This is a genomic window from Sphingobacterium sp. UBA7855 (assembly GCA_002500745.1).
Taxonomy (GTDB): Bacteria; Bacteroidota; Bacteroidia; order Sphingobacteriales; family Sphingobacteriaceae; genus Sphingobacterium.
This window is the reverse complement of the sequence record DLST01000003.1, coordinates 89,896-102,532: the sequence shown is the minus strand read 5'-3', so window position 1 is coordinate 102,532 and position 12,637 is coordinate 89,896. Positions and strand designations below refer to the sequence as shown.

The following is a 12,637-nucleotide window of genomic DNA, read 5'->3' as shown; positions in this document are numbered from 1 at the left end:
TTTATTGATATACAGTACAAATCACAAAAATCCGGGAGACATAATATAGTGAAATTATTTTTTTTAAAGGGAATGGTCGCTCTTTTTTTGGCATCTACAGTTGCCTGTAGTTCAAAAGAGAAAAAACAAAAAGAAGCAGCAATCGCGCAGGCAAAAGTAGATAGTACAAGACTGGTTTATAATTCTAATAATGCAGATTTGAAGATCGATGCTTTTATGAAAAATCTTCATTCAAAAGCTGCCTTCAACGGAAATGTTCTTATTGCCAAAGATGGAAAAATTTTATATCAAAATACATTCGGTTGGGCTAATTACTTAAAACGGGATAGCCTAAAAATTGACGACAAATTTGAGTTGGCTTCCGTTTCTAAGCCGCTTACAGCCGTCGGGACTTTAAAGTTGGTGGAGGCTGGAAAGTTGCGCCTCGATCAAACGATCAATGACTTCTATCCTGATTTTCCATATCCAGGCATTACAATAAAAATGTTATTGACTCATCGTTCGGGATTACCTAATTACGTATACTTTTCAGAAAAACACTGGCCTGATCGTAAAAAGGGGATGACTAATCAGGATGTAATGAAAATGCTGACCGAGTTTAAGCCTAATCGCTATGGGGCGCCAGGGGGACGTTTTTTTTATAATAACTCGAACTTTATGGTCTTAGGGGCTATCATAGAGAAGGTTTCAAAGCAAGACTACGCTACTTATATGAAAGATAGCGTGTTCAATGTCGCAGGGATGACAAATACGGCTGCTCTTTCAAAGGCTGTATATGATAAAATTCCTACCAACGTTATTGGTCACGATAAGATATGGAGGAGATCCGTTGTACAAAATTTTCAGGATGGACCGCTTGGTGACAAGGGGATCTATAGTACCGTTCGTGATCTTTATCGCTTTGACCTCGCTTTGAGGGATGGAAAGCTGTTAAAACAGTCCACATTAGATTCGGCATATAGAGGATATCCTGATGCGAAAAAAGGGATTTTTAGCTATGGTTATGGTTGGCGTACGTTTGAGCATGGTGATGATCATATCGTATACCATACAGGTTGGTGGCACGGTTTTAGACATATTTATGTAAGAGATCTAAAAAGAAATATTGTCATTGTTCTGCTTTCTAATATGACTAATGGAAGTTTGGTTAAATTAGACGAGCTTTATAAAATCTTGGGAATGCCGGTATTGCGTAAAAACGCCTATAGTAGTCACGGGGATTTTATCATTGATGAGTAAGTTTTCGGGCGTGATCAATAGGTGATATAAACGAATATAAAAATGAAAAAAACATTGATTTTGGGTGCTAGTAGCAATCCTTCTCGTTATTCAAATAAAGCGGCTAATATGCTGCATAGGCATGGACACGGTATTGTTAATATCGGTCTGAGTGGGGGCGAAGCTGCTGGAGTTTCTATTGAAAAGAAAGGCGAGGTCTATTCCGATATCGATACTGTAACGATGTACGTCGGTGAACATAATCAGAAAGAATATTATGACTATATTTTGGCAACGAAACCTAAACGGATTATATTTAACCCGGGCGCAGAGAATCCTGAATTAGAGCAGCTCGCAATGGAGCACGGTATTAAAACTGAAAGAGCCTGTACCTTGGTCTTATTGAGTACAGGACAATTTTAAATTTTGGATTTTCGAAGTAGTTCAACCGATAAGTACTTTGTGATAAAATAGTTTGTAAGGCCCACAGTATTGCTGTCAAGATTCAAACTGGAAACTTTTATTTCACAATGTTCTTTCAATATTGCCATGGTGTACGAATTAATAGCCTGTTGTATCGGAATAGTGATCAATTCATTTGCTTTTGCAATTTTTCCACCTAACACGATTAATTCCGGATTGAGGAGTTGTATCAGTGACGCAAACGCTTTTCCAAGGTTTGTTCCCAGTTTTGAAATCTGATTTATAGCGAATTGATCGCCTTTATTTGCAGCTTCAATAATATGGGTTGGTGTTAAATGTTGTAAATCATCAGCTAGTAATTCGTTTAATTTAGTCAGTTCTCCTTTTTGGATCTCCTGCTTGGCATTGTTAACTAATGCGATTCCTGAAGCAACAGTCTCCAAGCAGCCTCTTTTGCCGCAGTAACAAAGTTCACCGTTGTCGATAAAAGGCATGTGACCCACTTCACCAGAGTAGCCATCCCGGCCAAGATAGACTTCACCATTTGAAACGATTCCTAAACCTATTCCCCAATCCATTAAAATAATTAGGCTGTTTTTGGTGTTTTTTGCCAAACCAAATTTCAATTCAGCGTATGCTGCTCCTTTAACATCATTCAGAATGAAGACTGGTTTTTTATATTTACGCTCGAAATAGTCCGAAATAGATTGATTATCGTCGTGTAAAAATGTCTCATTGGTACCCTCCTCTGCATTAATCAATCCAGGCATGCCAATAATCAATCCTGTTAAGTTTTCGATATCAACAGATTTGTCGATAAGGTATTGATCAATAATTTGTGTGATGGTTACCAGATTTTCTGCATTGCGGGATAATTCATTTTCAAGCTCGATCATTTCTGCAATGACATGCTGATTATTATCCATGATGCTCATAGTAATCGAGAAGCGTTGAAGCTCAATCGATAAAACCTGAAACAATCCATCCCGTAATTTATATAAATTAGGTTTGCGCCCACCAATAGATTCACCTTTATCAAATTGACGTATAAAATCATCTTCCAGTAATTCTGCGATCAAGCTATTTACTGTCGGCAGGCTTAAATAAAGGTTTTTAACAATGTCATTTACCGATACAGATCCTAATTCGGCTATTAATTTTATAATGGAAAGTTTGTTGAATACATTTTTCTTTTCAGGTTTACTCTCCAATTTTTTGTTAATCAGTAAATTTACGGCTTTAGTCATAAAACATCATATTTTGAAATAGAATCCTCAGGGCTTTAATTTAGCAAAAGTTTTGGAATCATTTGGTTATTTTCTTAATTGGTAAGTAAGTTGGCTATTTAACAAAAAGGGGATAAGATACCTTATCCCCCCGCTACTTATACATCTATACTATTTGAGTTTTTTTACCCGAATGTCTTTGAAGAATACTTCAGTACCGTGCCCCAAAAATCCGATATGACCAGACGTACGTTTAAGTCCAGGATGTTGTTTTCCGTCCAGAGTACCGTTTTTACTTGCCTCTGCAATATCTGCATCCACAATCACAGTACCATTGAGGGTAACTTTGGTGCGATTCCCTTTCACCATTATTTCCTCAGAGTTCCATTCACCAAGAGGTTTTAAATGGCCCTTTTTGGCAGGAACAACGCCATAAATTGAACCGTGATACTGATATTGTTTCAAGTCTTTATAGACATCTGCATCATCATCCAGCACCTGGATCTCCATGGCTTCATATGCGGCGTCTCCCTCCAATGGAGCCCGGATTCCCACCCCATTGTTGGCACCTGGGGTTAATTTGAAGTCAAAGCGATAAATGAAGTCTGCGTATTCTTCTTTTGTGTAGAGGTTTCCACCAAATTTTGCATTTGGATACACCCAGATATAACCTTCATCATTGATCACATAAGCTTGGTTTTCTGTCCACTTGTCGAGGTTTGTTCCATCAAAAAGTACTTCAAAACCTTCTTTTTTCTCTTGATCGCTCAACTTAAAGATTTGCTTTCTTGGGAATTCCTTGATAAAAAGATCTCTATAATAAACAACAGAACCATGCGCCTGTAACTCAATTTGTTCGGTAGGGAAAATGGATTGGTTTCTATCCCAATAGTTTTCAAGCGGAATGTTATCGGTTACTAATTGTCCATTTAACCAAACCGTGACTTTGTCGTCTACCATTTTGATTTTAAACGTATTCCATTCGCCAGTAGCGTTGTCGGCAACCTTCAATGGTTTGCTTTCATTTTTTTGATTGTTATATAATCCGCCAGATCCCACTTGTGCGCCTACTCTTGTATTGGCGATATCCCAAATTTGTACTTGTGGCGTGCCTCTGAGGTAAATGCCAGCATCACCTTCTATGCCACCGTAGTTCTCCAATTTCCAGTCTACGAGCATTTCGAAGTCGCCGTATTGTTTTACGGTTGCTAGATTGTCGCCTTTACCATTAAATACGATTTCACCATTAGATACAGACCAGCCTTTGCGCATGATATCATCAGCTTTAGCTTGTTCTGCGGCTAAGGTTTTTTCGTTCATCTTACTGCGTTTGATCGGATCCGCGACCAAACCTTTCCAGCCACTGAGGTCTTTACCATTGAACATCGAAACGTAACCCTCTTTCATGGGCATTTCAGCAAGATAACGAACGACAGCTTCTTTGAGATATCCACTTTCGCTACCGGACAATTTACCGATGACCTGTTCGAGAACTTCTCGGACCTTCTTACCGTAGAATTTATTGTCCATGGCAATGTTCATCGCCACATTAGTTGCTGTTCCGGCAAGTTGGGGATCGTTCATCAGGTCAGCTGCGAAAACGAAAGACTGATATGTTCCTGTTGGTTGCAATGCCGATAGCGCAGCTCTTTTCTGTTCTGCTGTTTTGGCGACACTGAATGCATCTCGCAACAATAAGGTTTTCTGGTCAGGTGTATTTGAAGAAGAAGAGATTGATTTGATCAATCCTCTGTATACTGTATTGAAAAGATTATCGTCTTTTTCTGTTCTGGATAGTGTTATTAATTCCGGTAACGCGTTTGCGGATGACCAGGTAGCCAACGACTCGATTGCTGCTGACCGTAGACTTGTGTTTGTGTTGTCAAGATATGAGGTTACAGCTTTCAATGAATGTGCGTCGCCAAGTCCAGCAAAAATAGGGAAATATTTGGCGGTATTTGTCGCTGCTGAGTTCGATAGGCGAGCGGCGATTTTTTCAGTTAATCCTTTTGAATTTGCGCTCGACCGAATCACGTTGACTAGGGCACGTTGCAACAGGGCTGCAGATTTACTATCTGTGGTATTGTTTAATCTATTGAATAATTCTTCTAAATCTGCTTCCTGCGCTACATTTGGAAGCGCTTTGTTAATGGCTTCTTCGACAGCGGGGTTTGAACTCTTTATTGCTAATACAGCTTTGGATGACGCATTATCGGAACGCTTACTCAAAATGTCCAGCAATTGAATCTTTTTTTCGTCGTCTACATGTGCAAGGGCATTGTTGACATCGCTAACGACATTTGCATCTTTCGATGAGAGGATCAATGCTTTTACCGAATTGTTGAATTGTTGGTCGGTATTAAGCGCTTGGATCAGAGTATTGGTCTCTTTTCCCTGTGAAAGCGTATTTAATGCACTTAATCCAGCCAATTTAGTTGCCGAAGACTCCGTCTTATTGACTAACCCATGGATTAGCTTTAAGCTGCTTGCAGAACCATTGTGCGCTAAATAGTTCAATACACTTTCTTGCACTTCAGGTGTGCTTTTGCTCGCTAAAGCAAGCAAGCTTTTTGCGTCACTGCCTTTGCCGTATTTTCCGAGTAATTGCAAAGCAATGTTACGGTAGGCACCATTATCGCTCTTTACTGCTGCCAATAAGTTCTTTCGCTGTTTCGCCGGGTCAATGGTTGTCAATAATTTGAGTGATGCAATCTGACCGTTGATCGATTTTGCTTTTTGCGATTCCTGGAAAAATTTGTTGAGGAACTTAACCGCATCTTGGTCGTGCTTATTGTCGATCAATGCTTGGGCATAGTCAATACCAAGTCCAACCGCATCAAATTTGTCGTAACCGTAACCTGCAGCAGTTAGTTTTTCCTGGAATAGCGATTCGGAAGCTGTGCCTCCGATTTTGCTCAATGCAATTAAAGCTGTTCGTTGAAAACCGTCCGAATTATATTTTTTGGTCAATCCCAAAATAGCATTTTCAGCATTTTTATCCTTTAAATCTCCGAGTGCAGTAACTAAAGCAATAGCCGTTTTCTCTGTCGTCGAAGCAGCCAAAGCATTTTCTAATGCTGCTGTCGACTCAGGAGTACGAATAGATACCAGCGTTCTCGCTGCCGCGTCGGCAAGGTAATCGTTTGCCAAGCAATTTGCGACAGCAGGTATAGCAGTATTATCTGCACATTGACGTAACAGGCGTAGAGCAAAGACCTGATTAGTTGGTTCACTCAATTGCGCTATGGATTTTGCCAATCCTTCAACAAACACTCTTTTCTGCTGTTCTTTGCCTGGTTGGTTTACGTAAAACGAATAGCTGTTTGCCGCAAATTCTATCGGAGCATTGTTGCTACCTGGTGCTTTAAGTCCTTTGAGGAAGGTAACGACGTCACCAGAAGAAAAACCTTCCAGCTCATGCATGGCAAGCAAAAACTTTTCTTTTTCTTCGGCAGGCTGCTGTGCCAATACGTCTGCTATTTTGGTTGCAGTCGTTCTATTTTGTGGTTGCTGAGCGTAAGTTGCACTAGAAATAAGAAGCAATACAGTCAGCGAATTTAATATTCTTTTCATTAGGATATCTTTTTAAATAGACCAAGGGCCTCTCATTGGTTGGTGAATCAATCTATTTGCGGCCTCATCATTAATAAATAGCTCGTTTTGGGAGTCATATTTTAATGATCTGTTTAGTCGCAATGCTGCTAATCCCATGTTGACCAAAGTACAAGAACGATGTCCGTTGATTTCATTCAGTGCAAACTTTTCTCTTGTGCGAACAGATTCCAAGAAGTCGACAATCTGTGGTGCAGGTTCAGGGTATTGTGCAAGTTTTCTTTCCAAATCTGGTATATCTGACTGAAACCCTCGATATAATTTACCTTTTGGACCTTCAATATAAGCGGCCTTTTCATCTTTCGCTTCTCCGTCTAGAATGATCTGACAACCATCGGCATAAGTAAATGTAATGCGTCGCCATGTACCCACAGCATCCGGATGTTGCTGCGGAGCATCCACGTCGACAGTAATGGGACTTTCGTTGTCTTTACCTAAAAAGTATTGAACAGGATCCATATAATGTTGTCCCATATCTCCAAGGCCACCGCCATCATAATCCCAATATCCCCTAAAGGTCGTGTGTACACGGTGCTTGTTGTAAGGTTTGTATGGCGCTGGACCTAACCATAAATCGTAATCAAGTTCTGCTGGAACCTTTTCCTCTGGTAAATTTTCCTTTCCTACCCAATAGAATTTCCAGTCAAAACCCGTATGCTTGCTTATCGTTACTTTCAACGGCCAACCCAACATACCTGTGTCGACTAATTTTTTGATTTTGCTTACGGGAACGTTCATTCCATAAAAGTCGTCCTTGAAACGAAACCAGGTATTTAGACGAAAGATATTGCCGTGCTGAGCAATGGCTTCTTTCACTTTTTTACCTTCACCAATCGTTCGAGTCATTGGTTTTTCACACCAGATATCCTTTCCTGCTTTTGCCGCTTCAATAGACATCAATCCGTGCCAATGTGGAGGAGTAGCAATATGTACAATATCTACTTCTGGAGATTTAATCAACTCCCTAAAGTCATGGTATTCCTTCACACCACCGCCTAAGTCTGCTTGTGCTGCCGCCAGATGGGTTTTGTCCACATCACAAATAGCTACTGTTTTAGTTCCGGCGTAGCCAAAGTGCCCACGGCCCATATTGCCGACACCAATGACACCTTTGGTTAGATGGTCGCTCGGAGCAAGATATCCCTGTCCTCCGAGTACAAAGCGAGGTACAATAGAAAATGCCGCAGCACCGACCACGGATTTTTTTATGAAATCACGCCTTGATGAATTCTGTTCTTTCATTTTGGTTGGATTAGTTGTTGTATAATTGATCCTCTATTAGGCTGTTAAAATTAACCGCATTGGATATTTAGTCTTAAAAATAGACAAAAAACTGATGAATGTAAACTGATAACTAAAATTTTACGTATTGTTTATTCAAGTTTTATTAAAAAATGATAAAAGAATAGTTGTAAATCCGTTTCTTTCAAAGATAATAGATGATTGTATACCTATGATTCTATTTTTGTGTGTGAATTGTTACACTTCAATACAGTGGCAAACCGCCGAGACAATGTGATGGTACAGTAAATTTCAATTATACTTAATCGTTTTCGTAAAATGGGCTTGATTCCGGCAAAATATTGCAGCATCTTTATTGTCACTCTGATCGCAAATCCTAAAAGATGAATTTAAGATACCAATCTTTTGGATTGTAGAATATGTTGTAAAATCACATGGATGTAGCTAGAAACTGCACTTCTACGCATTGTTAATTAATTTCAATTTGTGTTAAGGAGAAACGTAATTAGGCGCGATCAAATTGATTCGCCGGCATTGACTGACTAAAAAATCTAATAGATAATGAAACTAAAGCAATCTTTTGTATTGGTATTAGCTATATTGGGCATATGCCCCGTTGTCCAGGCGCAAATAGTGAAACCGAATTTGTCCAAAGCCTTTATTCAGGAGCAACTGGACGCTGCTGCGAATCAGATAAAGGTTCTTGCGGCAGAAACTCCGACAGAAAAGTTTCCAAAAACTTTCGAAAATGGCAAAGAGGTATTTTCTTCTTCGAGCTGGTGGTGTTCGGGCTTCTATCCGGGGACATTGTTGTATTTATATGAAGGTACCAAAGATGAAGGGCTATTAAAGAAAGCAACCGAGAAATTGACCTATCTAGAAAAAGAAAAGAACAACAAGGGTACACATGATTTAGGGTTTATGTTATTCTGTAGTTTTGGAAACGCACTGCGTCTCACGGGTGATAACCAAAAGTATGGTCCAGTACTCAGCACCGGCGCCAATTCCTTGGCGTCTCGCTATAGTCCCGTTACCAAAACAATCCGATCTTGGGATCACGGATCATGGCAATATCCCGTAATCATTGATAACATGATGAACTTGGAATTTTTGACACAGGTATCTAAAATGACTGGTGATAAAAAATGCTATGATATTGCGGTAGCTCATGCTGAAACAACCTTGAAAAACCACTTCAGAAAAGATTATAGTTCCTACCATGTGATCGATTATGATAAGACCACAGGTATTGCTATTGGAAGAAAAACACATCAGGGTGCATTTGATGAATCGGCATGGTCAAGAGGACAAGGATGGGCGTTGTATGGTTATACCATGATGTACCGCGAGACAAAGAAGAAAGAATTTTTGAAGCAGGCGCAAAAAATCGCAAAATATATATTAAGCAATCCGAATCTGCCTGCTGATCTGATTCCCTACTGGGATTTTGATAAAGATAAAATTGCGAAGTCAGATAAAATGTATCCGAATAAGGATCTGCGGGATGTATCTGCGGCGGCATTATATGCATCTGCTTTGTTAGAGCTCTCACAATACACAAAGGGAAGTGAAGCTTTGAATTATTTTGATAAAGCAGAAGCGATTCTTAAAAGCCTTTCTAAGGCACCCTATCTGGCTTCTTATGGTCAAAATGGAGGCTATATATTACAACATAGTGTTGGCGCGCTACCGTTGAATTCGGAAATCGATGTCCCATTGACCTATGCAGATTATTATTATGTGGAGGCTTTGGTGCGGTATCAACGTTTGTTGGATGGTGAACCAATGATTAAATCGATTGCTCAATAAAGTGATCAAAAAATAAAGCAAATTCTTGGGAGATGAACTCGTTTTAACGACACCGGAATAGATCAAAAAGAGAGGCTCTGAGTTTCTCTTTTTTTTTGCAACAGGATATAGAGTACGTTGAAATTACAGCTAAGGTTTAGTGTTGTGGCCCGAATTTGCTGTTTGTTCTGATGGATTATGTCCAAACTGTTTTTTGTACTGCAGCTTTGGTAATGCATTGCGCTTGACAGGGGATTCGACGTCCTATAAAGAAATTTTAAGTACTGGAGCAGCATCTTTGGCAACACGTTTCCATGAAACAACGAAAACGATTCGTTCATGGGACGGTGGAAAAAACTGGGATGGCCAGCCTTGGACTTATCCGGTGATCATCGACAACATGATGAATCTGGAATTTCTGATGGAAGTTTCCCAAATGACAGGTGATAAGCGTTATCGTGATATTGCGGTGCAACATGCCAATACAACGATGGTCAATCACTATCGAAAAGATTACAGTTCCTACCATGTCGTGGATTACAATCCGCAAGATGGAAGTATTATTTCGAGAAAGACTGCGCAAGGAGCTTTTGACGAGTCTGCATGGGCCAGAGGGCAATCCTGGGGGCTTTATGGTTATACGATGATGTACCGCGAAACGGGTGACAGGAGATATTTGAAGCATGCTAGGCATATTGCACAGTTTTACCTGAATCATCCCAATCTTCCAAAAGATCTGATACCTTATTGGGATATGGACCAGAACAAGCTTACTCCAGATAGTAAATATTATAGCCAGAAAGACCTTCGTGATGTATCGACCGCTTCGGTGACAGCGTCGGCTTTACTGGAACTGGCGCAATACACAACAGGTGGTGAAAGCCATCTGTATATCTCGAAGGCTGAGCAGATGTTGCGGTCTTTATCATCTAAACCCTACAAAGCAGATTACAAAGAAGCAGGGGGATATATTTTAAAACATAGTGTCGGTTCCATTCCACATAAAACAGAAGTTGATGTTCCGTTAACCTATGCGGATTACTATTATGTAGAGGCATTGGTGCGGTATGACCGATTGCTCCGTGGAGAGAAGGTCAAATAGCTACCTATTTAACACCAATTCCTATATTAACAAGGGATTTATAGGGGGGTAACAGGGGGATAACAGGGGGTTAACAGGGGTAATACCCCTGTTAACCCCCTGTTAATACTTTGTAAAAGTAGTGTTACTCCTCTTTGAATGGGGAATTTGGTGTTATATTAGTAATAAGTTATATACCATCAATTATAGACAAAAGGAGAAAAATTTTATGGCAATTTTACAAAATGGTCCGAACGGTGCTATTGTTGGAAAATTTGGTTCGGTGAGTGCTTATCTATTGAAAGGCCAAAATGTCGTACGTGGCGGCAAAAAAAAACGAACATCTCCGCCGAGTGAGGCCGAACTTTTAAATAGAGAAAAACAAAAAGTTGCAGGTAAGTTTGCTGGTAACAATAAAGTAATTCTAGAGTTTGGTTATCAATCACTCGCGACAAAAGAAAGTCGTGTAGGAGCTTTCCAATTGGCGCAGCGCCACATTTTTAAAGAAACTCTTGAATTAGGTGAAGACAACAAGCCTTTTGTTAATCCTGAAAAACTCCTCCTGTTTTCAGGTCCGCTTACCTCATTAGCTAACTGTCAAGTCAGTTTGGATGGCGATCGGATTGATCTTAGCTGGACTGTAGATGATGAATATAAAAGTAGTATATATAAAATCAATGTGGGATTGATCGACATAGAGGGCGAGTCGCGGTTGAAAATATCTGTTGCCAATGTGAATCAAGGCTTCTGCTCATTCGAAGTTGAGGGGATAGGCAAGAAAGCATTCGATTACCATGTTTATGTCGGTGTTTGGGATACACTTAAAGACGACTTTTCGAATTCCATTTATTGTGGGATTATATAGTTGTTTTCTGTCGATTCCAAGGTTGGGTTCGTTGTTAATAGAAGGAAATTTGTGCGAGATTTGAGTGATGAATTGAGAAAGTATTAAGCACTATACCTGTGAAAACATATCTTTATATTCGTTGAAGAAAATAGAATAACTCGTACCTTTATCCCAATGACGGATATCCAGAAAAGATTTGATCGTATACTCGCTATTTATATGCATCTACAGGCCAAACCTGTTGTGACAGCGGGAGCTTTGGCAGAACGCTATGAAGTAAGCCTGCGCACGATTTATCGCGATATCAAGTCACTGATGCAGGCCGGAATACCAATTTATGGTGAAGCTGGAAGTGGATACTCTTTAGTGGAGGGGTATAAGATGCCGCCCCTGCAATTTACAAAAGAAGAGGCATTAAGTTTTGTCGCAGCGGAGAAACTGGTTGAAAAATATACGGATCGCAACCTAGCCCATCATTTTGCCACAGCATTGCTTAAAATGAAGGCGATACTGAGAGGTAACGAAAAAGAGCAAGTTGCCCTAGTAGGAGATAAATTTCTTGTGCGGGGTGGGCGACACCAGTTCAACGAAAAGTTAACGCATGGTACCAACATATTGATCGAAAGTATCGCTGCAAAGAAGTGCGTAGAAATTTATTACACCAAACCTTCGGACAAAAATCCTGAGAAAAGGGAAATTGAAGCAGTTGGTATCTTTGTTGAAAGTAAATTCTGGTATATCCTCGCATTCTGTAAACTACGAAAGGATTATAGGCAATTTCGATTGGACCGTATAAATAATATCCGAATGCTTACAGATGATTTTGGAAAAGAACATCCTGAGCTATCTTTCTTTCTCAACAAACGACGTGAAGATCCGACAACTAAAGTCGTGGTACGGGTGGAAAAAGAAATGGCAAGGTATATGGAATGGGACCGTCATTATTTCGGCTTCCAGCAGGAAGTAATTGTTGACGATTATGTTGAAATGCATTTCGAATGTGTAAATATGGAAAGTGGGTTTGCACGTTGGTATTTGATGTTTGCTGACAAGGGAAATATTATCGAGCCCGAGTCGTTGAAAGAGGTGGTAAAACGCTTGCTGTCATCAGCATTAGAACAGCTTAATCACGACAAGGTGCAGGCAGGCTTCAGCTGTATTGAAGAGGGCAAGAATACTTGCTAGGTTCTTTCTGTTGAG

General features: G+C 40.0%; 9 protein-coding genes. 6 read left to right on the top strand and 3 right to left on the bottom strand.

The genetic code is table 11. The annotated features are described in order from the left end of the window. Positions 1 to 48 precede the first annotated feature (48 nt). Positions 49 to 1,239: a serine hydrolase domain-containing protein gene (locus B2107_RS03050; protein ID WP_293953004.1), complete on the top strand. Its 1,191-nt coding sequence runs from the start codon at positions 49 to 51 to the stop codon at positions 1,237 to 1,239. A gap of 42 nt (positions 1,240 to 1,281) precedes the next feature. After that, entirely contained in the window at positions 1,282 to 1,641 is a 360-nt protein-coding gene (locus B2107_RS03045) for a CoA-binding protein (protein ID WP_293953002.1), read from the top strand. On the opposite strand, the gene B2107_RS03040 is transcribed toward B2107_RS03045, so the two are convergent. The 3 genes from B2107_RS03040 to B2107_RS03030 form a co-directional block, all read right to left on the bottom strand. Further along, on the bottom strand, positions 1,638 to 2,888 hold the full coding sequence (locus B2107_RS03040) for an ROK family transcriptional regulator (RefSeq protein WP_293953000.1): 1,251 nt from the start codon (positions 2,886 to 2,888) through the stop codon (positions 1,638 to 1,640). The two genes, B2107_RS03045 and B2107_RS03040, sit on opposite strands and share 4 nt — an antisense overlap. Before the next feature lie 150 nt (positions 2,889 to 3,038). Beyond that, positions 3,039 to 6,440 (bottom strand): DUF1080 domain-containing protein, encoded by a 3,402-nt coding sequence (locus B2107_RS03035; protein ID WP_293952998.1) that lies wholly within the window; start codon positions 6,438 to 6,440, stop codon positions 3,039 to 3,041. Between the two features lie 12 nt (positions 6,441 to 6,452). Beyond that, positions 6,453 to 7,721, bottom strand: coding sequence for a Gfo/Idh/MocA family oxidoreductase (locus tag B2107_RS03030; protein ID WP_293952996.1), 1,269 nt, complete (start codon positions 7,719 to 7,721; stop codon positions 6,453 to 6,455). A gap of 561 nt (positions 7,722 to 8,282) precedes the next feature. Between B2107_RS03030 and B2107_RS03025 the strand changes: the two genes are divergently transcribed. The 4 genes from B2107_RS03025 to B2107_RS03010 all read left to right on the top strand — a co-directional run bounded on the left by B2107_RS03025 (position 8,283) and on the right by B2107_RS03010 (position 12,622). Then, complete coding sequence (locus B2107_RS03025; RefSeq protein WP_293952995.1) at positions 8,283 to 9,530, top strand: glycoside hydrolase family 88 protein; 1,248 nt, start codon at positions 8,283 to 8,285, stop codon at positions 9,528 to 9,530. Positions 9,531 to 9,723: 193 nt separating this feature from the next. Next, positions 9,724 to 10,611, top strand: coding sequence for a glycoside hydrolase family 88 protein (locus B2107_RS03020; protein WP_293952993.1), 888 nt, complete (start codon positions 9,724 to 9,726; stop codon positions 10,609 to 10,611). 208 nt (positions 10,612 to 10,819) lie between these two features. Continuing rightward, positions 10,820 to 11,455: a hypothetical protein gene (locus B2107_RS03015; protein WP_293952991.1), complete on the top strand. Its 636-nt coding sequence runs from the start codon at positions 10,820 to 10,822 to the stop codon at positions 11,453 to 11,455. 156 nt (positions 11,456 to 11,611) lie between these two features. After that, on the top strand, positions 11,612 to 12,622 hold the full coding sequence (locus B2107_RS03010) for a helix-turn-helix transcriptional regulator (RefSeq protein ID WP_293952989.1): 1,011 nt from the start codon (positions 11,612 to 11,614) through the stop codon (positions 12,620 to 12,622). The last annotated feature ends 15 nt before the right edge of the window (positions 12,623 to 12,637 follow it).